This window comes from Micromonospora sp. NBRC 110038, from assembly GCF_020884815.1.
GTDB classification, from domain to species: domain Bacteria; phylum Actinomycetota; class Actinomycetes; order Mycobacteriales; family Micromonosporaceae; genus Micromonospora; species Micromonospora haikouensis.
In genome coordinates, this window is record NZ_BBOL01000005.1 from 609,877 (window position 1) to 632,713 (window position 22,837).

The 22,837-nt window shown below is 76.5% G+C and carries 22 protein-coding genes; 6 read left to right on the plus strand and 16 right to left on the minus strand.

The window, feature by feature from the left end:
* Positions 1-125: 125 nt before the first annotated feature.
* Genes fabF through LPU61_RS21110 form a run of 3 tightly spaced genes read left to right on the plus strand, consistent with a single transcriptional unit; the run spans position 126 to position 4,107 of the window.
* A complete protein-coding gene (fabF, locus tag LPU61_RS21100) occupies positions 126-1,412 on the plus strand; it encodes a beta-ketoacyl-ACP synthase II (protein ID WP_229405825.1) in 1,287 nt (428 codons plus the stop codon).
* On the plus strand, positions 1,409-2,494 hold the full coding sequence (locus tag LPU61_RS21105; RefSeq protein ID WP_229405826.1) for a branched-chain amino acid aminotransferase: 1,086 nt from the start codon (positions 1,409-1,411) through the stop codon (positions 2,492-2,494). The genes fabF and LPU61_RS21105 overlap by 4 nt, the downstream gene beginning before the upstream one ends.
* The gene (locus LPU61_RS21110) at positions 2,494-4,107 is read left to right on the plus strand and encodes a polyketide synthase (protein WP_229405827.1); all 1,614 of its coding nucleotides are present in this window, start codon (positions 2,494-2,496) and stop codon (positions 4,105-4,107) included. Before LPU61_RS21105 ends, LPU61_RS21110 begins: the two co-directional genes overlap by 1 nt.
* Before the next feature lie 105 nt (positions 4,108-4,212).
* Here the strand turns inward: LPU61_RS21110 and LPU61_RS21115 are convergent, their stop codons facing one another.
* Positions 4,213-4,668 carry a PaaI family thioesterase gene (locus LPU61_RS21115; RefSeq protein WP_043960752.1) on the minus strand — a complete coding sequence of 152 codons (456 nt, stop codon included), beginning with the start codon at positions 4,666-4,668 and terminating at the stop codon, positions 4,213-4,215.
* A gap of 54 nt (positions 4,669-4,722) precedes the next feature.
* On the opposite strand from LPU61_RS21115, the gene LPU61_RS21120 reads away from it, so the two are divergent.
* Together LPU61_RS21120 and LPU61_RS21125 are read left to right on the plus strand one after the other, a co-directional pair.
* Positions 4,723-5,697 (plus strand): GlxA family transcriptional regulator, encoded by a 975-nt coding sequence (locus LPU61_RS21120; protein WP_229405828.1) that lies wholly within the window; start codon positions 4,723-4,725, stop codon positions 5,695-5,697.
* Between the two features lie 100 nt (positions 5,698-5,797).
* Positions 5,798-7,111: a helix-turn-helix domain-containing protein gene (locus LPU61_RS21125; protein ID WP_229405829.1), complete on the plus strand. Its 1,314-nt coding sequence runs from the start codon at positions 5,798-5,800 to the stop codon at positions 7,109-7,111.
* On the opposite strand, the gene LPU61_RS31635 is transcribed toward LPU61_RS21125, so the two are convergent.
* A complete protein-coding gene (locus LPU61_RS31635; RefSeq protein ID WP_305071964.1) occupies positions 7,104-7,811 on the minus strand; it encodes a response regulator transcription factor in 708 nt (235 codons plus the stop codon). The genes LPU61_RS21125 and LPU61_RS31635 overlap by 8 nt on opposite strands.
* A gap of 74 nt (positions 7,812-7,885) precedes the next feature.
* Complete coding sequence (locus LPU61_RS21135) at positions 7,886-8,410, minus strand: LuxR C-terminal-related transcriptional regulator (protein WP_052503543.1); 525 nt, start codon at positions 8,408-8,410, stop codon at positions 7,886-7,888.
* A 273-nt stretch (positions 8,411-8,683) separates the two neighbouring features.
* On the opposite strand from LPU61_RS21135, the gene LPU61_RS21140 reads away from it, so the two are divergent.
* The gene (locus tag LPU61_RS21140; RefSeq protein ID WP_229405830.1) at positions 8,684-9,475 is read left to right on the plus strand and encodes a BTAD domain-containing putative transcriptional regulator; all 792 of its coding nucleotides are present in this window, start codon (positions 8,684-8,686) and stop codon (positions 9,473-9,475) included.
* Here the strand turns inward: LPU61_RS21140 and LPU61_RS21145 are convergent.
* From LPU61_RS21145 to LPU61_RS21205, 13 genes are all read right to left on the minus strand, one after another.
* The gene (locus tag LPU61_RS21145; RefSeq protein ID WP_229405831.1) at positions 9,462-10,559 is read right to left on the minus strand and encodes a zinc ribbon domain-containing protein; all 1,098 of its coding nucleotides are present in this window, start codon (positions 10,557-10,559) and stop codon (positions 9,462-9,464) included. The two genes, LPU61_RS21140 and LPU61_RS21145, sit on opposite strands and share 14 nt — an antisense overlap.
* Positions 10,556-11,125: a phage tail protein gene (locus tag LPU61_RS21150; protein WP_043960749.1), complete on the minus strand. Its 570-nt coding sequence runs from the start codon at positions 11,123-11,125 to the stop codon at positions 10,556-10,558. The genes LPU61_RS21145 and LPU61_RS21150 overlap by 4 nt, the downstream gene beginning before the upstream one ends.
* A gap of 16 nt (positions 11,126-11,141) precedes the next feature.
* Entirely contained in the window at positions 11,142-13,103 is a 1,962-nt protein-coding gene (locus tag LPU61_RS21155) for a putative baseplate assembly protein (protein WP_229405832.1), read from the minus strand.
* Positions 13,103-13,549 carry a GPW/gp25 family protein gene (locus LPU61_RS21160; protein ID WP_043960747.1) on the minus strand — a complete coding sequence of 149 codons (447 nt, stop codon included), beginning with the start codon at positions 13,547-13,549 and terminating at the stop codon, positions 13,103-13,105. The genes LPU61_RS21155 and LPU61_RS21160 overlap by 1 nt, the downstream gene beginning before the upstream one ends.
* A 7-nt stretch (positions 13,550-13,556) precedes the next feature.
* Positions 13,557-13,928: a PAAR domain-containing protein gene (locus LPU61_RS21165; RefSeq protein ID WP_052503541.1), complete on the minus strand. Its 372-nt coding sequence runs from the start codon at positions 13,926-13,928 to the stop codon at positions 13,557-13,559.
* A gap of 14 nt (positions 13,929-13,942) precedes the next feature.
* Entirely contained in the window at positions 13,943-15,706 is a 1,764-nt protein-coding gene (locus tag LPU61_RS21170) for a VgrG-related protein (RefSeq protein ID WP_043960746.1), read from the minus strand.
* Positions 15,693-16,424 (minus strand): LysM peptidoglycan-binding domain-containing protein, encoded by a 732-nt coding sequence (locus LPU61_RS21175; protein ID WP_043960745.1) that lies wholly within the window; start codon positions 16,422-16,424, stop codon positions 15,693-15,695. The genes LPU61_RS21170 and LPU61_RS21175 overlap by 14 nt, the downstream gene beginning before the upstream one ends.
* Complete coding sequence (locus LPU61_RS21180; protein ID WP_043960744.1) at positions 16,421-16,852, minus strand: phage tail protein; 432 nt, start codon at positions 16,850-16,852, stop codon at positions 16,421-16,423. Before LPU61_RS21180 ends, LPU61_RS21175 begins: the two co-directional genes overlap by 4 nt.
* A 36-nt stretch (positions 16,853-16,888) precedes the next feature.
* On the minus strand, positions 16,889-17,410 hold the full coding sequence (locus LPU61_RS21185) for a hypothetical protein (protein WP_229405833.1): 522 nt from the start codon (positions 17,408-17,410) through the stop codon (positions 16,889-16,891).
* A gap of 2,727 nt (positions 17,411-20,137) precedes the next feature.
* Complete coding sequence (locus LPU61_RS21190; protein WP_176734419.1) at positions 20,138-20,296, minus strand: DUF6760 family protein; 159 nt, start codon at positions 20,294-20,296, stop codon at positions 20,138-20,140.
* Complete coding sequence (locus LPU61_RS21195) at positions 20,293-20,769, minus strand: hypothetical protein (protein ID WP_043960742.1); 477 nt, start codon at positions 20,767-20,769, stop codon at positions 20,293-20,295. Before LPU61_RS21195 ends, LPU61_RS21190 begins: the two co-directional genes overlap by 4 nt.
* Positions 20,766-21,206 (minus strand): phage tail protein, encoded by a 441-nt coding sequence (locus LPU61_RS21200; protein WP_043960741.1) that lies wholly within the window; start codon positions 21,204-21,206, stop codon positions 20,766-20,768. The genes LPU61_RS21195 and LPU61_RS21200 overlap by 4 nt, the downstream gene beginning before the upstream one ends.
* 30 nt (positions 21,207-21,236) lie before the next feature.
* Positions 21,237-22,787, minus strand: coding sequence for a phage tail sheath subtilisin-like domain-containing protein (locus LPU61_RS21205; protein WP_043960740.1), 1,551 nt, complete (start codon positions 22,785-22,787; stop codon positions 21,237-21,239).
* Positions 22,788-22,837: the final 50 nt, after the last annotated feature.

Genomic DNA, 22,837 nt, shown 5'->3' on the forward strand with positions numbered 1-22,837 from the left:
GGGCTCCCCGGGACGACCGGCGCGGCGGCCGGCATGCGCGGCGGAGAGGTCGGCGAAAGCGGCAACCGCCGCACGGACGCCTGCCGCGCGGTCACGGCGATTGATAGTCTGCGGTGGGTCGTTCGATGCCTGAGAAGTGGGGCCGTGGCGGGATGGTAGGGGGCGACGTCGTCATCACCGGCATCGGTGCCGTCACGCCGCTCGGCCTCGACCGGGAGAGCACCTGGCACGGCCTGCTGGCCGGCAAGTCCGGCGTCGGCGCGATCACCGCGTTCGACGCCGCCGACCTGCCCACCCGCATCGCCGCCGAGGTGCGGGGCTTCGACCCGGCGGCGCACTTCACCCCGAAGCGGGCCCGCCGGATGGCGCGGTTCAGCCAGTTCGCGGTCGTCGCCGCGCGGGAGGCGGTCGCCGACGCGCGCCTGACCGTCGACCCCGACCACGCCGACCGGGTGGGCGTGGTGGTCAACGCGGCCGTCGCCGGCTTCGACACCGTCGAGGCGGCCACCCGGGGGCTCCTCGCGCCCGTGCCGTCCGCGCCCAGCGCCCAGTTCGTGCCGTCCTCCCTGACCAACATGCCGGCCTGCGAGATCGCCATCGACCTGGGCGCGCACGGGCCGGTCAACGCCAGCGCCCTGGCCTGCGCCAGCGGCGCGTACGCGCTGCTCGACGCCCGCCGCCTGATCCTCAGCGGCGAGGCGGACGTGGTCGTCTGCGGCGGCACCGACGCGGCGATCACCCCGGCCATGTTCGCCGGCCTGGTGAGCATGGGCGCGATGTCCGAGCGCAACGCCGACCCGGCGGGCGCCAGTCGGCCGTTCTCCGCCGACCGCGACGGCTTCGTCTTCGGCGAGGGCGCGGTGGTGCTGGTCCTGGAGTCGGCCGAGCACGCCCGCCGCCGGGGGGCCACCCCCTACGCCACCCTCGCCGGTGGCGCGCTGACCAGCGACGCCTTCCACGTGAGCGCCCCCGCCCCGGGCGGCGTGCACGCCGCCGCCGCGATCCGGCAGGCCGTGGCCCGCTCCGGGCTGCGCCCCGACGACGTCGACTACATCTGCGCCCACGGCACCTCGACGAAGGCCAACGACCGCACGGAGACCGTGGCGATCCGCGCCGCGCTCGGCGACGCCGCCGACCGGGTGGCGGTCAGCGCGCCCAAGTCGATGCTCGGCCACCTGATCGGCGCGGCCGGGGCGCTCGGCGCGATGGTGTGCGCCATGGCGATCCGCGAGCAGGTCGTGCCGCCCACGATCAACCTGCACGAGCCGGACCCGGAGTGCGACCTGGACTACGTGCCGCACCAGGCCAGGGAGATGCCGGTGCGGGCCGCGCTCACCAACGCCTTCGGCTTCGGCGGGCAGAACTGCGTCGCCGTCTTCACCGAGCCACCGTCCCGAGGAGAGCCCAGATGACCGCCGAGTTCCGGTTGAGGCGAACCGACCACCCGACTTCCCAGCAGCAGCGGGAGGAGATCCTCGCCGACCCCGGGTTCGGCCGGTACTTCACCGACCACATGGTCACCGTGACGTGGACGCCGGACGCGGGCTGGCACGACCACCAGGTCACCGCGCTGGCCCCGTTCACCCTGCACCCCGGGGCGGCCGTCCTGCACTACGCGCAGGAGATCCTCGAAGGGCTCAAGGCGTTCCGCCGCGCCGACGGCAGCATCTGGCTGTTCCGGCCCGGCCTCAACGCGCGTCGGTTCGCCGCGTCCGCCGACCGGCTGGTCCTGCCCGAGCTGGACGAGGAGACCTTCGTCGAGAGCGTCGCCGCGCTGGTCCGCGCCGACGAGGCGTGGGTGCCGCCGTACGGCGGGGAGCAGAGCCTCTACCTGCGCCCGTTCATGTTCGCCTCGGAGGCGTTCCTCGGGGTGCGGCCGGCGCAGCAGGTCACCTACTGCGTGATCGCCTGCCCGGCCGGGTCGTACTTCCCCAACGGGGTCACCGGCGTGACCCTGTGGATCTCTACGAAGTACAGCCGGGCGTCGATCGGCGGCACCGGCGCGGCCAAGTGCGGCGGCAACTACGCCGCGAGCCTCGCCCCGCAGCGCGAGGCGCTGGGGCACGGCTGCGAGCAGGTGCTCTACCTGGGCGGCGAGCAGCGGCGCGACATCGACGAGTCGGGCACCATGAACGTCTTCTTCGTGACCCGCGACCAGCAGCTCGTCACGCCGAGCCTCGGCACCATCCTCGACGGGGTGACCCGCGACAGCGTGCTGGCGCTCGCCGCCGAGCACGGCCTCGACCCGGTGCAGCGGTCGATCGGCATGGACGAGATCCGCGACGGGCTCGCCGACGGCACGGTCACGGAGGCGTTCGCGGCCGGCACCGCCGCCGTGATCACCCCGATCATCGGGTTCAAGAGCGAGGAGTTCGCCGCCGAAGTCGGCGACGGCACCCCCGGCAAGTACACCCGCCAGTTCCGCACCCACCTGCTGGACATCCAGTACGGCCGGGCCGAGGACACCCACGGCTGGATGCACCGGGTCCTGTAGTGGGCACACCCATCGCGGTGGTCGGGATGGCCGTCCGCGCGCCGGGCGGCATCGCCGACCTCGACGCGTACTGGTCGGCCATCCTGCACGCCCGCGACCTCACCGGCGACCTGCCGGCCGACCGGCGTGACGCGTTCGGCGCGGCATGGGACGGCATGGTCACCCGGGGCGGATACCTCGACGCGGCGTTCGACTTCGACCCGAAGTTCTTCGGCATCGCGCCGAAGGAGGCCCGGGTGCTCGACCCGCAGCACCGGCTGCTGCTGGAGGTCGCCTGGGAGGCGTTCGAGCACGCGGCGATCCCCGTCGCCGCCGTCGCCGCGTCCACCGGTGTGTTCGTCGGCATCACCGGCCGGGACTACTGGCAGTGGCTCTCCGGCGACCCCAACTCGTACTGGACCATCGGCAACGGCCACGCGTTCGCCGCCGGCCGGGTCGCGTACACCCTGGGGTTGGGGGGTCCGGTGTTCGCGCTGGACACGGCCTGCTCGTCGTCGCTGGTGTCGGTGCACACCGCGTGCCGGGCGCTGGCCCACGGCGACTGCGACGTGGCCCTCGCGGGCGGCGTCAACCTGGTCCTCGCCCCGGGCACCACCCGGGCGGTGGCGCAGACCGGCGCGCTGTCGCCGCAGGGCCGCTCCCGCCCGTTCGACGCCGACGCGAACGGGTTCGTCCGGGGCGAGGGCTGCGGCCTGCTGGTGCTCAAGCGGCTCGCCGACGCCCGCCGGGACCGCGACCGCGTCCTCGCGGTGATCGGCGGCACCGGCATCAACCACGACGGGCGTACGGCGACGTTCACGACGCCGAACGTGTCGGCCCAGGCGGGGCTCATCGACACCGTCCTCGCGGCGGCCGGCGTGTCCGCGCGGGACGTCGGCTACCACGAGGCGCACGGCACGGGCACCCCGCTGGGCGACCCGTCCGAGCTGGAGGCGGTCGTGGCCGCGCTCGGCCGCCGCGAGGGCCGCCCGCTGTACGTGGGCTCGGTGAAGGGCAACGTCGGCCACACCGAGTCGGCCGCCGGGGTGCTCGGGCTGGTGAAGGCCGTGCTGTGCCTGCACCACCGCACGATCGCCCCGCAGGCCAACTACCGGGCGCTCAACCCGCGCGTCGACCTGGCGGGCACCGGCATCGAGATCGCGGCGGCGGCGGTGCCCTGGGACGACCGGCTGGGCCCCTGCGCGTCGACGAGTTCGTACGGGATGAGCGGCACCAACGCCTTCGCGGTGCTGTCCCCGGCGCCGCCGCCGGAGCCGGCCGGGGAGGCGCCTGCCGCGCGCGGCTTCCCCGTGTCGGCCGCCACCCCGGGCGCGCTCGCCGAGCTGGCCGGCCGGTACGCGACGCACCTGGCCGCCCTGCCGGGCGCGGACTACCCGGCGTTCGCGTCGACCGCCACCGGCGGCCGTACCCGGCTCAAGCATGCGGTGTGGGTCGAGGCGGCCGAGCCGGCCGGCGCGGCGGCGGCGCTGGCGGCCCTGGCCGCGGGCGAGGCGCACCCGGCCGTGCGGGCGCTCGACGCGGACGAGCCGGTGCCGGCCCCGCCCGGCCGGGCGGTCGTCTCGCTGCCCGGCTACCCGTGGCAGCGCGGCACCTACCTCTCCGCCCCGGCCTGACCGCCCCGGCCACCCGGTCCGGCCGGCACCTCCGCCCCGGCCCGTGCGGCCCGGCTGGCTCGGCTCCGGCCCGGTTGACTCGGCTCCGACCTGGGCGGCCCCGTGCTACGCCCCGGCCTGGGCGGCGAGCGTGGCCGCGCGGGCGGCCCGCGACGGCAGCGCGAAGTGCAGCGTGGCCATGGCGACCAGGCGGCCGCGGTGGTCCGTGGCCCGCGCGTCCACGACCGCCGAGCGGCTGGCGATGTTGACCACTTCGGCGGCGACCCGCAGCACGCCGGGCTCGGCCGGCTCCAGGAAGCTGATGCTGCTGTTGGCCAGCGCCATCGCGGGCGCTGGCCCGACCAGCACGTTCACCGCGACGAAGCCGGCCAGGTCGATCGCCCAGAACATGGCCGGCCCGGACAGCGCCCCGTCGATGCGGCGTTCGAGCCCGTCGGGGCCGGCGGCGCAGACCACCCGGCCGCCGTCGATCGCCTCCACCCGGAGCCGGTCGGTGCCGGACAGGATCTCGGCGAGCCACGCCCGCGCCTCGTCGATCGCCATCACCGGTTGCCACGCCATGGCCACACTATAAGTCGTGATCGATCTCTTCCGGTCGTCTCGTACGGTGGGGCGATGGGGGAGAGAACGGTCCTGATCGTCGGCTACGAGGGCGCGGAGCTGATCGACATCGCCTGCGTCAGCTCCAGCCTGGACATCGCCAACCGCATCGGCGCGGACCCGCCGTACCGGATCGTGCTGGCCACGCCCGGCGGGCGGCCCATCACCTGCGACTCCGGCCTGCGACTCTGCGCCCAGGAGACGCTGGAGCGGTGCACCGGGCCCGTCGACACGCTGGTCGTCTCCGGCGGCCTGTGCCACACGCGGGCCGCCGCCAACCCGCTGGTGACCGGCCACGTGCGCCGGCTGGCGGCGCTGGCCCGCCGGGTCGCGTCGGTGTGCACCGGGGCGACCGTGCTCGCCGAGGCCGGCCTGCTCGCGAACCGCCGGGCCACCAGCCACTGGATGTACGCCGACCAGCTCGCCCGCAGCTATCCCGACGTCACCGTCGACCCGGAGCCGATCTACATCCGCGACGGCAACGTCGCCACCTCCGGCGGCGTCACCAGCGCCCTCGACCTCACCCTCGCCTTCGTCGAGGAGGACCACGGCATGGCCCTGGCGCGGGGCGTCGCGCTGGGCGTGGTCGCCTACCTGCAACGCCCCGGCACCCAGGCGCAGCTGAGCATGTTCCTGGCCCGCTGCTCGACCGACGACCTCGTGGTGCGCCGGGCCCGCAGCCACGTCGCCACCCACCTGGCCGACGACCTCGGCACCGCCACCCTGGCCCGGCTCGCCGGGGTCAGCGAGCGGCAGCTCTCCCGGCTCTTCCTCGCCCACGCCGGGTCGACCCCCGCCCAGTACGTGCGGCGGGCGCGCACCGAGGCCGCCGCGCACCTGCTGACGTCGACCGCGCTTCCGCTCGCGGCGGTGGCCCGGCGGTGCGGCTTCGGCTCCACCGAGTCGCTGCGCCAGGCGTTCCTCGCCCACTACGCGGTGACCCCGTCGCGTTTCCGGGCCGAGCGCCGCAGGACCGTCGACGCCCCGTGACCCCGTCGGGCGGGACCGGGGTTGGGCACCGGCCCGTGGTTTCTGTAACTATCCGTGGGGTGACGTTCACGGATGGGGTCGGCGTCTCGGGGACGTCGGGATGAACGGCCGGCTGGGCGCCCTGCTGCGGCGGCACCGCACGGACGCCGGCCTGACCCAGGAGGAGCTGGCCGACCTCGCGGGCGTCGCCGTGCGTACGGTGCGGAACCTGGAGCTCGGCCGCGTGGCCCGGCCGCAGCGCCGCACCGTGCAGGAACTGGCCGACCGCCTCAGCCTCTCCGAGCCGGACCGGTCCCGGTTGCTCACCGCGGCCCGCGGGGGCGGGTGGGACGACGGGGCGGGCTCCCTCCCCGGTGACCTGGCCGACTTCGCCGGCCGGGCCGGGGAACTGCGCCGGCTGGCCGGCGCGGCCGAGGCGGCCGGACGGTCCGGCGTCAGCCGGGTCGTGGTCGTCAGCGGCGCGCCTGGTGTCGGCAAGTCCAGCCTGGTGGTGCACGCCGCACACGAGCTGGCGCGCCGCTTCCCGGGCGGGCCCCTGTACGTGGACCTGCGGGGCCTGGACGACGAGCCGACAACCCCGGCGCAGGCCCTCGACCAACTGCTGACCGCCCTCGGCGTGACGGCCCCACCGCCCGCCACGGACGCCCGGCTGACCCTGTGGCGCACCCTCGCGGCCGACCGCCGCGGGCTGCTGGTGCTGGACGACGCACGCGACGAGGCGCAGGTACGGCCCCTGCTGCCGGGCGGGCCGGGCTGGCTGGTGCTGGTGTCCAGCCGCAACGCCCTGGCCGGGCTGGTCGGGGCGGACCGGATGCCGCTGGGCGTGCTGTCCGACGCCGAGACGCGCACCCTGCTCGCCGCGTCCGTGGGTGGCGGGCGGATCGCCGCCGACGACCCGGCGGCGGCGGAGCTGGGCCGGCTCTGCGGCGGGCTGCCGCTCGCCCTCCGGGCCGCCGCGAACCGACTCGCGGTCCGGCCCGAGTGGAGCGCGCGGTGCTTCGTCGAGCGGCTCCGCGACGAGCAGCGCCGGCTCGACCTGCTGCGGGCCGGCGACATCCAGGTGCGGGGGGCGTTCGAACGGTCGTACCGGCTGCTCGATCCGTCCGTCCGGCGCACGTTCCGGCTGCTGGGCGCGGCCCCGCTGCCGGAGTACACCGCGCCGGTGGTCGCGGCGCTGTCCGGCGAGCCGGTGCCGGTCGCCGAGGACCGGCTCGACAGGCTGGTCGACGCGGGACTGCTCGGCACCGGCGCGGCCCCCGGCCGGTACGTCCTGCACACGCTGCTGGCGCTGTTCGCCGCCGAGCGGTTCGCCGGTGACGAGGTGGCCGGGGACCGGGAGGCGGCCCGGGGGCGGTTGGCCGCCCACCTGCGGGGTCGGGGCGCGGGGGCCGGCGGGCCCGGTTCCCTCAGGTGACCGGGTCGGTGCTCCCCGACCGCCGCCGCACCAGGCCGAGGGTGATCGCCTCGCGGGTCAGCTCCGCCTTGTTCCCGACGTCCAGCTTGGACCTGATCCGGGTGAGGTAGGTGTTCACCGTCGCCTCGGAGATGCCGAGCCGGCGCGCGGCCTGCGCGTGCGTCAGCCCCTGGGCGATCAGCGTCAGCGTCGCCGCCTCCCGGGGGGCGAGCGCCGGGCGGCCGGGCGGCCGGAAGCGCGCCCGGTCGCGGCCGGGGCCGGGCCCCGGCGCGCAGGCCGGGGCCCGACCTCCGCCGGCCACCGGCCGCCCCGCCTCCGGGCCGGTCGCGCAGGCCCGGAGCCGCGCCGACAGCGTCGGGCACAGGTAGAACCCGCCGGCCGCGACCACGTCGAGGGCCGTCCACAGGTGGACCCGCTCGGTCGCGGTGGTCACTACCGAGCGGGCGCCGGCCCGGATCGCGTCCAGCGTCGCGCCCTCCGCGGACTCCGGCACCATCACCAGCGTCGGGTGCCGGGCGCACGACCAGCGGAGGACCTGCGGTGGCGGGTCGACCAGGACCACGACCGCCACCGTCCCGGCCGCCACCTCGCTCACCGCGTCGACGGCGCGCAGGCTCCGCACCCGGTCGTTGCCGTCGATGAGCTGGCGCACCCCGCGCCGGGCCAACGGCTCGGCCACCACCACACACACGTCGAACATCGCCCCACCCCTCGGTGAGCAGTCAACTACGGTGCGGGTGGCGGGGCGAGGCAAGACGACCGGCAAGAACGGGTTCACACCGACAAATAGCCGAGTTCCACCGCCCGCCGGGTCAGCTCCGCCTTGTTGGCCGCCCCGAGCTTGCGGCGCAGCCGCTTGGCGTACGTGTTGACGGTCTGCTCCGTCACCCCGAGGCGGTGGGCGACCTGCCGGTGGGTGAGGCCCTGCGCGATGCACCGCAGCGTCTCCACCTCGCGGGGGCCGAGCGACACCTCCGACCCGCCCGGCGACGCCCGGCCGCCGCCGTCCGGTCGGCCGCCGACCAGCGCCGCCACGCTCCGCGACAGGTACGACCCGCCGGTGAGCACCGCCGACCGGGCCAGCTCCAGCTCGTCGACGCCGTCGCCGTCGCGCAGGACGGCCCGGGCCCCGGCGGCGAGCAACGCCAGCGGGTCGACCGTGGTGGCGCGGGGCAGCACGAGCAGCACCAGCCCGTCGGCGGCGAGCGTGGCCAGCTCCGGCCAGCGTTCGCCGGTCAGGCGGTCCCACCGGACGACGACCGGCGCGGGGCCGGCGTCGGGTGGATCGACGGTCGGCATCAGGTTGCTCCCGGGGAGGAGGGGTGCCCGAACCCCAGCGTGTACCGAGCGCTACCGATGGTAGATGCCGGAGAAGTCCCCAAAATGACGGCTGTCCATGTCCCCCGCGCGCCGCGCACACTGTCCCCCGCGGCGTCGACGTCGCCACCTCCCCAGCACCGGCCGTCCCGCCTGCGCCGCCCCGGCGTCGTCGCCCCGCGCGGCCCGGTGTCGGCGTCCGGCGCGTGCCGGCGCGCGGTCGGCGTCGCCGTGGCGGCAAGGGAGACAGATCACATGATTTCGAGGGATCGCCCGATCGTTGCGGCAGAACACCCCCGCCTGTGGTTGCGGTGCTTCGGCGGATTCCGGCTGGAACTGGACGGCGTCCCGGTGGTCTGGTCGGGCGTCCGGCCCCGGGTCCGGACCCTGATGCGCTACCTGGCGGCCGAGGCCGGCCGGCCCGTGCACCGGGAACGGATCATGGCGGCGCTCTGGCCGGAGCTGCCGGAACGGGCCGCCGTCAACAACCTGCACGTGAGCGTGTCGACGCTGCGCACCTTCCTGGAGCCCGGGGTGGCCCGGGGCGCGTCCCGGTTCGTCGTCCGGGACGGGGCGTCGTACCTGCTGGACCCGGGGCCGGGCGGCGGCAGCGACGTGCTGGCCTTCGAGGCGGCGCTGGCCGTCGCCCGGCACGCCGGGCCGACCGGCGACGCCACCACGGTCACCGGGGCGCTGCGCGGCGCACTCGACCACTACGGCGGTGACCTGCTGCCGGAGGACGGGACCGCCGAATGGGTGGTCGCCGACCGGGAACGGTACCGGGCGCGGGCGACGGAGGCGGCGGCGCTGCTCGCCCGGGTGGAACTGGACCGGGGGCGGGCACGGGCGGCGGTGCTGGCCGCCCGGCGGGCGCTGGAGCTGGACGGCTACCACGACGACGGCTGGCGGCTGCTCGTGGCCGCGCAGCGCCGGGCCGGCGACGTGGCCGCGTCCCGGCGCAGCCAGCAGACGTACGAGCGGGTACTGCGCTCGCTGGGCGTGGCCCACCCGTCGGCGGCCCGGCCCGTGCACGTCACGGCCGCCTGAACACCTCCACCTCGGCCAGCGCCACCTCCCGCCCCCGCTGCGCGCCGTAGCTGGCGTCGATCGTTAACCGGAGCCGGGTCACCCCGCCCACCACGTGGTGGAAGGTCTGCGGCCCCGGCCGGTCGGTCAGCCGCAGCTGCCGGGCGCTGCTCGGGCCGTCCCCGGTCCACAGGGTCATCGTCAGCTCGGCCGGTCGCGCCTGCCGGACGAAGGCGTCCTGCTGCGGCGACGCCCCGGTGTGCACGATCAGGTCCATCAGCCGGATCGGCGGGTCGAAGGTCAACTCCACGTACTGGCCGGCGGCGGGCCGGTCGGCGGCGGGCGCCCAGTAGCGGTTGTTCAGGCCGTCCACGACGGACCGGGCGGGGTGCCCGCGCGCCTCGCTGGAGGCCACCACGGCGCTGGGCAGGACGGCCTCGGGCGTCGCCGTGCGGTCCCGCACCGCGTCGACGGCCCGGGGACCGAACCGGACCGCCGCCCAGACCGCGGCGGCGAGCAGGGCCAGGACGACCAGCACCGCGAGCAGCCGGCGCAGCCCGCCCCGGCCGGGTCGCCGCCGGGGCCAGCGCAGACGACGCCACCACGGCACGGCCCCCGCCGGGCCCGTCGGCGCGGCCAGCGGCCCGCCGCAGCGGCGGCAGAACGACCGGCCCGCCGGGTTGCCGGTCCCGCAGGCCGGGCAGACCACGTCGCCCGGCGCGCCAGCGGTGTCCCCGGCGAAGTCGCGGACCACCGGCGCGGGGGCCACGGGCAACCCCGGCTGCACCGCCCGGGGCTGGTCGGCGGCGGGCGGCGGCTCGGCGGGGGCCGCCGCGGGCACCGGGTCGGGCGGCCCGCCAGGTCCGTCGTCGTCGGCGGGGCGCACCGGTACGACGAGCGCGGCGGCCCGCCGCGCGGCGGTGTCCCCGGCGTCCGCGACGGGCTCGGCGGCGGTGTCCGCGACGGGCTCGGCAGTGGCATCGTGGGCCGTGGCCGTCGGGGCGGGCGGCGGCGTGGGGTCGTTCCAGGCGAGGAACGCACCGCAGTTGCCGCAGAACCCGTCGCCGGGGGAAACCTCGGCGCCGCAGTTGTCGCAGGTCCTCATCGCGCCCCACCCGTCGCCGGGCCGCCGTCGGGCGGCAGCACCTCCACCGTGTACGGCACGTGCGCCGGCCTGTTCGCCTCGATGACCGCCCGCAGCCGCGCCGCGAGCGCCGGGCCCGGCTCGGCGACGCGGATCCGCACCGTCAGGGCCGGCTCGGGCGACCCGGGCAGCGCGCCGCCGGGGGTGGCCGACCAGGCGGTGCCGCCGCTCTCGACGATCTCCGCGGCGATCCCCGTGGCGAGCCGCACCTCCTCGGCGAGCGCGGCGGCCGTGCCGCGTACGCGGTGCCGGCCGACCGCACCGGCGACCACCCGCCGCCGGTCGTCGCCGGCCCCGTCGGGCGGGCCACCGGCGGCGACCCAGCCGCCCAGCCAGTCCACGAAGTCGGGCGGGGCCAGCGCCGGGTCGAAGTACGCCCACAGGTTGTCCAGGGTGGCGTGCACCGGCGCGATCACCTGGTCGTACGCGCCGGTCAGGCGCTGGGCCAGGTCGTCGGCGGCGTAGACGGCGGGCAGCCGCCGACCCAGCGGGTCGGGCGTGGCCAGCCCCTCGACGGCGGCGCGCATGCCACCCCCCTCTCGCTCAGGCACCCGACCGGTGCTCGTCGACGCGGACCTGGTGCTGGTGGGAGAAGACGAGGGCGTGCCGGTCCAGCTCGATCCGGGTCACCTGCTCGCCCCGGCGGCCCGTCAGCGGGTCGGCGGGGAACATGCGTACCTCCTCGACGACCTCGACCCCCGGCAGCCGTTGCAGCACCCCGAACACCTCGCCGGAGTGCACCTGCCGCCCGAACGGCCAGCCGGTCCCCTCCGGCCCGCCGCGCACCGGGTCGAGATAGTGGTAGAGGGTGGCCGTCGCCTCGGCCCGCAGCTGGGCGACGGCGGTGTCGGGGCGGGGGACGAGCCGGGCGACGACCGTGACGCCCTGGTAGAACGGCGGCTCCACGACCAGCCGCGCCCCGATCGGGCGGCGGGCTTCCAGGTGCTCGGCGATGGTGGCGAGCATCCCGTCCGGGGGGACGAGGTCCTCGAAGTGGAGGCGGCCCTCCTCGTCGGCGACGGCCTCCGGCACCACCAGCAGGCGTACGCCGCCGGCCGCGCTGCCGTCACCGGCGGGCAGGCACCGGACCCGGGCGGCGGCCGGGCACGCCTGCCTTGCCAGCAGCTCGTAGTCGCGGGCGGTGACCGCCCGGTCCTGGGCCCGCAGCTGCACCGGCCCGCGCAGCCGGGCCTCCGCGACGGTCTCCCCGTCGACGCCGCCGGTGGCGGGGGCCCGGTTCTCCACCCGCGACACGTACGGCATCGAGCTGCGCAGCACGGCCAGGGCCCCCCGGGCGACGTTGCCGCTGTGCCCGCCCCCGGTGCGATAGCGCCGCACCCGGATCCGGGAACCGGCCGTCGGCACGGCACCGTAGCGGCGCAGGGTGCCGTCGGGTTGCCGGACGGCCGGGCCGAACAGGATCTCCCCGGCGGTGCGGTCGACGACGACGTGCCGGTCGCCCGGCCCGGACCCGCCGAACGTCTCCACTTCCGTCCACTCCAGCCACCCGGTGCCGTCGCTGCTCTCCACCACCAGCGGGTGCTCGTCGGGGACGATGGGCGGCCGGGCCACCGTCAGCCGCTGGCCGGGCACCCCCTCCGCCTCGCCGACCTGCTCGCCGAGGACCGTCTCGGCGTGCACGGCGCCGACCGTGCCGCCGATGGTGGCCGCCTCCACGGAACGCACCGTCGGCGAGGCGGCGTAGAACGGCTGGCCGGGCCGGGCCGCCACCAGCCGGCACCGCAGCCAGCCGGCCCGCTGCCCGGCCACCACGGAGGTGACGTGGGCGGCGGGCACGTGCAGCACCACCTCGCCGGGCCGGTTCAGCCCGCCGGTGTCGTCGTGGTCGACGTCGCACGGCGACCAGCGCTCACCCGTCCACGCCTCCCACACCAGCGGCGGCTGGCGTGGGTCGACGCCGACGCCCTCCACCCGGCTGTCCATCCGCAGCAGCACCGCGCAGGACGGCACGGCGGCGGAGAGGCCGACGAGCATGGCGTCGCCCACCGACGGGACGGCGGGAAAGCAGGACACGTCCCGGCCGTCGAGCAGCTCCTCGGTCCGGTCCGCCGGCGGGCCCTCGGCGGGGTGGCTGCGTAGCCGGGTCAGCTCGCAGGGCACCACCGCCAGGTCCGTCGTGGTGGTGAACACGACGGCCTCGTCGGTCTGGGTGCGTTCGGTGCCGACCTCGGTGCCGGCGCGCAGCAGCACCGGCTGGGTCTGCGGGCCGGAGAGCCAGAACGTGACGTCGCCCCGCGCGGCCGTCGGCGGGAACGGCCGCACCCCGATCAGGTCGAGGAACGCCAGGTAGTTCTTCTCCGGCACCCGGTTGAGCCGGTAGAGCAGCTGGTCGACCATGTGGGCGAACGTCTCGACCAGGGTCACCCCGGGGTCGGAGACGTTGTGGTCGCTCCACTCCGGGCAGCGCTGCTGGATGAAGCGTTTCGCCTCGTCGACGAGTTGCTGGAAACGGCGGTCGTCCAGGTTGGGCGCGGGCAGCGGCATCAGGCGGCGCTTTCCTCGTGGTTGCTTCCCCCGCGCGAGAGGGTGCTCTCCTCGTGGGAGGGGATGACGTAGAACGGGAAGACCAGGTTGCGCGGGTCGTTGGTGCCCCTGATCGAGTAGCGGACGTCGATGTAGAGCACCCCGGCGTCCTCGGCGTCAAAGTTGATCACCACGTCGGTGACGTCGATGCGGGGCTCCCACCGGTCGAGCGCCCGGCGCACCTCGAAGGCGATCCGTCCGGCGGTGTTCTCGTCGGCCGGGGCGAAGACGTAGTCGTGCACCCCGCAGCCGAACTCCGGCCGCATCGGCCGCTCGCCCGGCGCGGTGCCGAGGATGAGTCCGATCGCCTCGACGATCTCCCGCTCCCGGTCCACCAGGGCGATGCCGCCGGTGGCGTCGGTGCGCAGCGGGAACGCCCAGCCCGCCCCGATGAACTGCTCGGCCACCGCCGCCTCACCCGCCGATCAGCACGGTCGTCGCCCCGGTGCTCACCACGGCCTTGCAACCGGTGGCGTCGCCGCGCCGCGCCGCCTGGTGCCCGCCGATCAGCACCCGGCGCAGCGGCGGCGGCACCGCCGGCACGATCCGGTTGGTCAGCAGCAGCACGGCGTGCTGCGGCGGCTTCTCGCAGACGCAGACCGTGCCGACCACGGCGGCCGGCCTGCCGGCGATGAGCACGCTGGACACCCCGAGCAGCGGGGCGCCGGGCGTGCCCGGCGGCAGGGCCTGCCCGCCCGGCGGCCCGATGGTCCCCGTGGGCGGCCCCGGGGTGACCCCGGTGGCCAGGTGGCTGATCTTGTCACCGATGCGCGCGGCCGGCGGCATGAGCGTCCCTCCGGTCAGTTGAGCTTCACGAGTGGTGCCTGGATGTCGACCTGGGTGCCGCCGTCGACGCTGACCGACCGGCCCTTCAGGGTCAGCTCGCCCGCCCCGGCGTCGAGGGTGATCCCCCGCCCCTTCACCGTGACCTGCTGCCGGGCCTCGATCTCGACGCTGCCGTCGCTGTGCACCACCACGGCCGTACGCCGGTCGTCGAGGTGCACGGTCAGCCGGTCCCGGGCCGTGGTCAGCCGGATCCCGCGCGGCCCCGAGGGCAGCGCCGACTCCAGGAACTCGATCCGGTCCCCGCGACGCGAGGCCAACGAGCGGCGGTTGATCCGCCCCGACGAGGCGTCCACCAGCGCGCCCTCGTGCACCGACGGCTTGTCCACCCCGTTGTACAGCCCGCCGATGACGTACGGGCGGTCCAGCAGCCCCTGCTCGAAGCCCACGAGGACCTCGTCGTTGACCTCCGGGCAGAACACCCCGCCCCCGCCGACGCCGCCGAGCTGCACCGTACGCACCCAGTCCGTCTCGTAGTCCGGCGCGTCCGTCAGCCACGGGAAGCGCAGCCGCACCCAGCCCTGGCCGACCCGCTCGGGGTGCCGGCGGTCCACGTCGGCCTTGGTGTTGGTGACGATCGCGACGGCCAGCCCCGGGATCCGGGTCGCCCGCGCGGGCGCGGCGGCCCCCGTGGCGAGGCCCCACGTCGACCGGTCCTGCCGGCCGCTGACCGTCAGCCACGTCTCGTAGAGCTGGGCGGGGCCGAAGACGTGCCGGCTCGCCGTGATCGTGTACTTCCCCTCGAACGGAGCGCCCACCTGCTGCAGCGACAGCGGCACCCCCGCCCGCAGCCGGGGGTTGCCCCGGATCCCCACCTCCAGCTCCGCGAACGCCGCCGTCACGTCGGCCGCCACCGCCCCGGCCACCGCCCGCGTCTCGGCCACCGTCCGGTAGGGCACGTCCGCCACGCAGAGCCGGGCCGCGCCGAACGGCTGGGCCGCCTTCGCCGGGGTGGTGCCGATCTGCACCTCGTCGCTGGCGTCGGTGGCGACCTCCGTACTCACCGGCCGCTTCGCCCGCACGTCCCAGCCGCGCACCGTCACCCCGGCCACCTGACCCACGGAGGTGACGGTGGAGCGCACCGACAGCAGGTTCTCGTTCATCTCCACCACGAACGGGCTCTGCTCGGCGGTGACCCCCGCGCCCGGCGCGGCGGCGGCCCGCACCGACCGGCGGAAGAAGAACCGGCCGTCGACCACCACCACCTCGGCGTCGTTGTCGACCGCGAGCATCTTGAGGAACTCCCAGTCGTTGACGTTCGGCTGGGTGACCGTCTCGTACACGGTGGGGGTGGGGTCGATCCGGCCCACCGGGATCCCGGCGGCGGCGGCGACCTCCCGGGCGATGTCGGAGGCCTTGCGGTTGACGAAGCTGCGCACCCGCTGCCCCCGCATCAGCCGGTGCGACAGGTCCAGCGCCCGGACGGTGGTGAAGGTGCCGACCCCGTCGTACTCCGACTCCAGCGTCACCACCTCCCCGGCGAACAGCGGCAGCGGGGCGGCGTCGCGGCCGGTGCGGACCCGGACGGTCACGTCGGTGCCGATGGTCACCCCGTTGTCCCGCAGGAACCGGCTCTGCTGGTCGCGGAAGCGCAGGGTCGCCGTGGCGGCCAGGTTCGTGCTGTCCTCCACCACCGCCGACACCAGCCGGTCGGCCCAGGCCCGGGGCAGCGCGCCGGGCAGGCCCACGACCAGGTTGTTGGTGTGGTCACCGCTGGACATCGAAGCCCTCCCCGGTACGCAGTTCCTCCGGCGCGGGCAGCAGGAGTTGGCGGCCGGGGCGCAGCCGCACCGGGTCGTCGATGTCGTTGGCCTCCGCGATGACCCGCCACGCGGTCGGGTCCCCGTACTCGCGGTGGGCCAGCAGCTCCAGGGAGTCCCCGGCGACCAGCCGGTGCACCCGGCGGGCGGTGCGGCTGCCCGACGTCGGGTTCTGCCCCGGGGTGGAGCCGCTGACCTCGTTGAGCGTCAGCGAGCAGGTCGCCCGCAGCGGGGTGCCGTCCGGGTCGAACAGGCTGTAGGTTGCGTTGACCTGGCTGACGTACGAGTAGAACGACACCGTCTGGAACTGCCCCCAGGCGAACTTCACCCACGGCGGGGACGGTGCCTTCGCCGCGATGCTCGCCTTGGTGGGCACGCAGCAGGTGAGCAGGGCGTCGACCCGGTCCTGGACGGTGCGGGAGTGGGTGTCCGTGGCGTCGAGGAAGACCTCCAGGGTCAGCGTCCGGGGCCCGGACCCGCTGAACTCGGCGACCCCGACGTCCGCCGCCCCGCGTACGACGTGCGGGATCCAGCTCGCCGACTTGGTCAGCGCGAGCTGCTGCGGGTTGAACATGAAGGTGATCGGCCCGCCGAGGGCACCGCCCGGCTGGTTCCCGCCCGAGGTGGGCGGCTGGTACCGCTGCAGGTGCGCCGCCACCTTCCCGGCCCGTGACCTCATCCGCCGACCTCCAGGAAGCCGTGGTACGCCAGCTCGATGCTCTCGCTGGCCACCTCCGAGCGGTTCGGGTCGAACGACGGCCCGGACCACCGCACCAGGACGACGTCGGCCAGTCCCCACTGCACCAGCATCGCCAGGTCGGGCCGGAGCGCGGCGATCTGCGCGGTGCCCCGGCGCACCCCGCTGGGCAGTTGCGCGAGATAGCTGGAGACCTTGGCGGTGTCCCTGGTCAGCGGGCGGGTCAGGGTGACGTTGGAGTAGCGCAGCCGCGACGGCAACTGCCAGACGAACTCGTTGTTGCCGCCCTCCTGGTACTGCTCCAGCTCGACCTCGCAGCCGAGCCCGTCGCAGCCACTCCAGTCGCCCAGGTCGATGCCGTCGATCTGGAGCCGGAAGTGGACGCTGGTCCCCGGGTCGTCACCGGCCATCGCCGTCTCCCCTCTCGTGCTGATCGGTGCGCCGGCTCATCGGGTGCCGTCCCGCCACCGGCCGGTCCGTTCCCGGGCGGCCCGCAGGTCGGCCCGGACCAGCCGGCTGACCGGTTCGACCAGGCGGTGGGCCAGGGCGTCCAGGTGCCGCCGGTCCAAGCCCCGCAGCAGGGTCTCGGGGTCCGGCCCCGGGTCCGGCTCCGGGGCGGTGCCGGTGCTCACGGCGGCTTCCCGCCGCTGGACGGCCGCCGGTGGGGCGGCCCGCCGCGCCGGCCCGCCGCCCCCCGGCCGGGCCCCGGCGACACTCGTCGTGCCGGTGCCGCTCGTCGCGTCCGGCCGGGCCGTGGCCCGCTGGACGGCCGCCGGGGTGCCGCTGGCGACCCCCGTCGCCGTGCTCGTCCGCCGCGCCGGGCCCGTGGTGCCGTCCGGTCCGCCGGCCGCCACCGGGCCCGCCGCCCGCCGCGTCGGCAGCGGTACGCCCGCGAAGTCGGCCTGCCGCCGCGACGTGCCCGGCGACGCGTGCGGTGCCGGGGTGGCCGCCCCGGCGAGGAGGAGCACGGGAACCGAGCCCCGCCCGGTGCCCGGCCCACCATCCGCCCGCCCGCCCTGCCCGCCCTGCCTGTTCTGCCCGCCCTGCCCGGTCCGGCCGTCGGGACCGGCCCCGACGGGTCCGGTCGTGCCGTGGCCGTCGGGTGCCCGACCGCCGCTGGCCCCGGCCGGCCCGCCCGCGCCGGATGGTCCCGACCGGTGCCGGCCCGTTCGCTGGGGGCTCCCCCCGCCGGGTCGTCCGTCGGCCGTGGCCGCCGGACGGGGCGTGCTGCCCGCGCCGAACCGGGGGGCCCGCTGGACGGCGGTCGGGCCGCCGGACGGCGTTCCCGCCCTGCCCGACTGCGTTCCCGCCCTGCCGGACGAGGTTCCCGCCCCGCCGGACAGCCCGGCGGAGGCCGGTTCGGGGTTGCCCGCACCGCGCGTCCGCCAGGTCACCGGCACCCCGGTCCGTGCACCGGCCGGGACCGCGCCGGCCGGTGCCGATGCCCCGGTCAGCAGGGGCAGCCCGCGTCCGGCCAGCAGCGGAACCCGGCGCGGACCGGCCGGATCGGGCGACGCGCCCTGAGTGCCGGAGGCGGGCGGCGCGTCCTGCCCGACGGAAGCAGCCGGCGCACCCTGCACCGCGGAAGTAGCCGGCGCGCCCTGCGCGTCGGGGGCGGGCGGCGCGTCGTGCGGGACCCGGGCGGGCGGCGCGTCGCGGGGGCGGACCGGCGCGGGCGGCGGTGCTCCCTGCGGGACGACGCCGGCTGACGGCACGCCCTGCGGCACCGGTGCGGGCGGCGGCACCGCGCGGGCGGCCGGGTCCGGGCCGGTGTTGCCGGAGGGGGCGACCACCGCCGGGGGACCGCCTGCGGTCCCGGGCAGGTCCGCCGGCCGCCACCGGAGCCGCTGCACCGCCGGCCGCGACGAGGTGCCGGCGGCACCGCCCGACGCGCCGCCGACCGGGGGCCGGACCGGTACGCGTGGCGGTACGGGCATCGCCCGGTGCCGGTCGCCGTCCGTGGCGCGGTGGGGGCCGTCCGGCGTGCCCGGCGACGGCCGGGTTCCCCCCGCCCGGGTGGCCGGTGCGCCGGCCGGGGCCGGGCGAGCGGGCCGAGGGGTGTCGCCCGTCGGGGCGGGACGCGGCGGCGCGGGGGCCGGCCGGTCGGCACCGCCTGCGGGGGCGACGGCCGATGGTGTGCCGGGCCGGGAGGACCCGCCTCGGGAGGCGTCGGTCGGGAGCGCGTCGTGGCTGGTGGGCGGGGTCGGGCGCACCAGCGGGGGCGGGGCGTCGGCGGGCAGCGGCGGCCCCAGGCCGGCGCGTCCGGGACGGCGCTCCCCGGGATCGGTCGATTCGGGACCGGTCGACCGGCGCGGGTCGCCGCCCGGTCGTGGGCCCGGGCCGGTGCTCGTCCCGGCCGGCTCCCGACCGGCCGGTGCGCGCTGCACCGTCGGCGGGTGGCCGGACGGCCCCCGGCCCGCCAGGTCGCCGGCGGTCGTGCCGATGGAGGGTCCCGGTGGAGCCGGTCGCCCGGCCGCGCCGGGTCGGGCGGTCCCGGGCAGCGCGGGCAGCGGGTCGCCGAGGCCGAGCCGGGCGGCGGGGCGCACCGGCGGTGGCCCGCCGCGCCCCTGCCCTGATCCACTGTGGACGACCGGTGCGGCCGACCCGCCATCCGGGGCACCCGGTGGGGATCCGCCGTCGGGCCCGGCGGGCGGAGCCGTGGCGTCCGGTCGGCCGGGCGGCATGCTGCCGGTGGCACCGCTGGGCGGGGCGCCGGTGAGATGGGCGGCGGTGGAGTGGGCGGCGTCGGAGGGTGCGGGGCCGGAGGGTGCGGGGCCGGGGGCGGCCGGAACGGTGCGGGTCCGGCCGCCGGTCGGGGCGACGGGCCCGGCGGGGCGCGGATCGGCGGCCGACGGGGGGCGGCCCGTCGGAGGGGGGACGGCCGTCGCCGCCGTCGCGGGCGGCGTGGCCCGCTGGACCGTGGCCGGCCGACGGGCCGGCAGCGGCGCACCGGCCAGCCTGCGGACCGGGCCCGGTGGCGGCGCGGTGACCATTGCCCCTGCCCCTGGCCCTGCCGCAGCCCCGGCCGGCTTCGTGGCCGCCACCAGGGGCGGGCGCGAGGCACCCGCTGGTGCCGCAACCCCCGCCGGTGCCGTCGCCGGGTCCGAGGCCGGAGCCAGGGGCCGGGCCGACGCCAAGGTCGGAGCTGACGTCGAGGCCGGTGCCGACACCGGGGGCGGTGCCGGAGCCAGGGGTGGGACCGGCGTAGGCACGGCCGGCGCGCCGCCGGTGGCCGGATCGGCGGCCGGGTGGTCCGCCCCCGGGCCGTCGGCGGGGAGACCGGCGACCCTCCGCTGGACGGCGGGCAACTGTGGAGCCGGCCCCCGGCCGGCGTCCGGTCGGGCCGGGCGGGGCCGGGCCAGGTCGTGGACGACCCCGAGCGGTGCCTGGTCGCTGACCAGGTGGTCGAGCGGCGTGCGCAGGGTCGGGTCGCGGTAGGTGGCCAGCCGGTCGGTGAACCGGGGCAGGTCGGCGACCTGGAGCGGACCCGTGGACACCGCCCGCATCAGCGGCGGCAGCGCCCGCCAGCCGGGGTCGCCGGCATCTGTGGGGACGCTGCCCGGGTCGCCGGGCGGCGGCGGGCCCGCCGGCCCGGCCGGGGCGGGGGACGGGCGGGCGTCACCGACGGTGCCGGCCACCCGGGCGCGGGTGCCGGCGGCCAGCCGCCGCATCCTGTCGCGTAGCCCCATCGCGCCTCACTGACCTTCGTTCATCCTGGTGTTGATGCGGGCGATCTCCGCGACGTACCGGGCCCGCTCGGCGTGGGTGAGGGCGAGGATCTCGGTGCGCGGCCAGTGGAAGTGGTAGGCGACGTACGAGACCTCCTCGTGGAGCCGGTCGGCCCCGTACGTCACGATTCCCCCGGGCGACCACCGGCCAGGTCCACCTCGAAGACCGACTCGCACGCCGGGCAGGTGACCTCGGCGAGGGTGTGCCCCTCGGCGTTGATCCGCCGGTACAGGTCCTGCAGGAAGGCCAGGTCGGAGGCGAAGAGCCGCTCGACGACCTCCGCCCGGACCTGGGTGATCGTGCCCAGCCGGGTGATCACCAGGCTGAGCAGGACGATCGACAGGTACGCCGGGTTCTGCTTGACCCGCAGGTCCACCAGGGGCGCCAGCTCGTCGCGGGCGGTGGCCAGCCGCATGCTGCCGTCCCGGTGTACGGTGCCGTCCTCGTCGACGTACCCCCGGGGAAGTTGGAAGGTGAACTCCGTCTGGAGCCGGACGGGCGCGACCGGCGCGACCACGGGCGAGGCGGCCTCCTCCGGGCCGCCGGCCGGGTCGACGAGGGTGTCGAGGCCCCCGGCCGAGACACCACGGCGTCTCATTGCGCGCTGATCTCCTCGTAGACCACGGTGACCTTCTCGGTCGCCGCCGTCGGGTCGCCGGCCTTCAGCCCCGGCCCCTCCCACTTGCTCACCCACGCGTTGGACAGGTCGAAGCGCCGCGTCTCGGACTTGTCGGCGTTGTTGAGGATGATGCTGATGTTCTGCCGGGCCGCCTCCACCGCGCCCTTCAGGAACGTCTCCTTGATCCAGTCGGTGAAGGCGCTGCTCTTGTCGAGCCCCCGGGTGATGGTGACCTCGCCGGCCTTCCGGGCCCCCGGGATCTTCCGGATGATCAGCTCGCCGGTGGCGGTCACCGACTTGACCTCGATCGAGTCCAGCTCGACGGTCAGGCCGCTGACCTCCTGCACCAGCTCCACCTGGATGCCGCCCAGCTCCACCTGGAAGCTGTGCACGATAAGGGTGTCACCACTGGCCATCGTGGCCGCCTTTCGTCAGGGTTTGTTCGGTCAGTCGCTGACCAGGCTGGTGCTGTCGGAGAACTGCGCCAGCCGGAAGACGACGAACTCGGCGGGCTTGACCGGGCAGATGCCGATCTCGCACACCACCTGGCCCCGGTCGATCACCTCCGGGGGGTTGGTCTCCTGGTCGCACTTGACGTAGAAGGCCTCCGCGGCGGTCGCCCCGAACAGCGCGCCCCGCCGCCACTCCTCGGTGAGGAAGGCGGTGATGTTGCGCCGGATCGTGCCCCACAGCCGCTGGTCGTTCGGCTCGAACACCACCCACTGCGTGCCGAGGAGGATGGACTCCTCGACGTAGTTGAACAGCCGCCGGACGTTGATGTAGCGCCACGCCGGGTCGGAGGAGAGGGTGCGCGCGCCCCAGACCCGGACGCCGCGCCCGGGAAACGCCCGGATGCAGTTGACCCCGATCGGGTTGAGCAGGTCCTGCTCGCCCTTGGTGACGTTGTTCTGCAGGTCGACCACGCCCCGCACCACCTCGTTGGCGGGGGCCTTGTGCACGCCCCGCTCGGTGTCGTTGCGGGACCAGAGGCCGGCGAGGTGCCCACTCGGCGGCATGAACACGGCCCGGCCGGTGCTCGGGTCGAACACCTTCACCCAGGGGTAGTAGAGGGCCGCGTACCGGGAGTCGTAGCCGGCCTCGTCCTGCCGCCAGGCGCGCACCTGCTGGGCGGTCAACTCCGGCGGCGGGTCGAGCAGGGCCATCCGGTCGCCCATCTGCTCGCAGTGCGAGATCAGGGCGAGCTGGGCGGCCTTGACCGCCTCCAGGTCGACGACCCCCTGCTGGTACGCCCCCATCAGGTCCGGCGCGGCGACCATGGTGATCTCGTCGATGGCCTCCAGGCCGGCCAGGCCGGTGCGGGAGTCGACGTCCCCGGCGAACTCGCCGGCGGTGAGGGCGGCCGGCACGGCGTCGCCGGGGGCGGTGGCCGGGGCCAGGGTGACCGTCTGGTTGGCGGGCCGGGCCAGCGCGTTGGCCGGGCCGACCTCCTCCATGGTGATCAGCTTGGACCGCTCGCGGACCTGGCTGACCACCGAGGTCTTGCTGTTGCGCCGGAACGAGCCGTCGTACTCCTCGGCCACCTGGCCGTCCCGGTGCACGACGAGCCGGAACCGGTCCTCGCCGGCCCCCTCGCCCTCGACGTCGGCGACCTCCACGCTGATCTCGCCGCCGCCGGCGGGGAGGGCGGCCACCCGGAACGTGCCGAGCGCCGACGGTTCCCCGGCGGGCAGCGCCTTCTGCCCGCCCCGGCCGCCGGTCGTCCGGCCGGTCGACGGGTCGCCGATCCGCACCACGTAGCAGACGCCCCCGCCGTTGGCGAAGTACCCGTACACCGCGTGCGCCAGGTAGGCGCCCTCGACCATCCCGCCGAAGAGCTGGACGTACTGGCTCCAGTTGGTGACCAGGGTCGGCGCGTGGAAGGGCCCCTTCTCGGCGAATCCCAGGAAGGCGGTGACGGCGGTCCCGACGCCCTCGATGGGACGCGAACCGCTCTGCACCTCCTCCACGTACACGCCCGGGGACAGGTACGTCGGCATGCAAGCTCCTCTGCCAGGTCGGCGGACGCTGGCCAGCCTGCTCGGCCGGG

Coding starts and splice junctions, on each gene's coding strand:
- LPU61_RS21115 (WP_043960752.1), bottom strand. CDS start 4,668: ATGGCGTGGCAACCGGTGATGGCGATCGACGAGGCGCGGGCGTGGCTC.
- LPU61_RS21205 (WP_043960740.1), bottom strand. CDS start 22,787: ATGCCGACGTACCTGTCCCCGGGCGTGTACGTGGAGGAGGTGCAGAGC.
- LPU61_RS21135 (WP_052503543.1), bottom strand. CDS start 8,410: ATGCCGACCGTCGATCCACCCGACGCCGGCCCCGCGCCGGTCGTCGTC.
- LPU61_RS21195 (WP_043960742.1), bottom strand. CDS start 20,769: ATGAGACGCCGTGGTGTCTCGGCCGGGGGCCTCGACACCCTCGTCGAC.
- LPU61_RS21180 (WP_043960744.1), bottom strand. CDS start 16,852: ATGGCCGGTGACGACCCGGGGACCAGCGTCCACTTCCGGCTCCAGATC.
- LPU61_RS21165 (WP_052503541.1), bottom strand. CDS start 13,928: ATGCCGCCGGCCGCGCGCATCGGTGACAAGATCAGCCACCTGGCCACC.
- fabF (WP_229405825.1), top strand. CDS start 126: ATGCCTGAGAAGTGGGGCCGTGGCGGGATGGTAGGGGGCGACGTCGTC.
- LPU61_RS31635 (WP_305071964.1), bottom strand. CDS start 7,811: ATGTTCGACGTGTGTGTGGTGGTGGCCGAGCCGTTGGCCCGGCGCGGG.
- LPU61_RS21120 (WP_229405828.1), top strand. CDS start 4,723: ATGGGGGAGAGAACGGTCCTGATCGTCGGCTACGAGGGCGCGGAGCTG.
- LPU61_RS21140 (WP_229405830.1), top strand. CDS start 8,684: ATGATTTCGAGGGATCGCCCGATCGTTGCGGCAGAACACCCCCGCCTG.
- LPU61_RS21155 (WP_229405832.1), bottom strand. CDS start 13,103: ATGCCGCTGCCCGCGCCCAACCTGGACGACCGCCGTTTCCAGCAACTC.
- LPU61_RS21105 (WP_229405826.1), top strand. CDS start 1,409: ATGACCGCCGAGTTCCGGTTGAGGCGAACCGACCACCCGACTTCCCAG.
- LPU61_RS21150 (WP_043960749.1), bottom strand. CDS start 11,125: ATGCGCGCCGCCGTCGAGGGGCTGGCCACGCCCGACCCGCTGGGTCGG.
- LPU61_RS21170 (WP_043960746.1), bottom strand. CDS start 15,706: ATGTCCAGCGGTGACCACACCAACAACCTGGTCGTGGGCCTGCCCGGC.
- LPU61_RS21175 (WP_043960745.1), bottom strand. CDS start 16,424: ATGAGGTCACGGGCCGGGAAGGTGGCGGCGCACCTGCAGCGGTACCAG.
- LPU61_RS21200 (WP_043960741.1), bottom strand. CDS start 21,206: ATGGCCAGTGGTGACACCCTTATCGTGCACAGCTTCCAGGTGGAGCTG.
- LPU61_RS21145 (WP_229405831.1), bottom strand. CDS start 10,559: ATGAGGACCTGCGACAACTGCGGCGCCGAGGTTTCCCCCGGCGACGGG.
- LPU61_RS21125 (WP_229405829.1), top strand. CDS start 5,798: ATGAACGGCCGGCTGGGCGCCCTGCTGCGGCGGCACCGCACGGACGCC.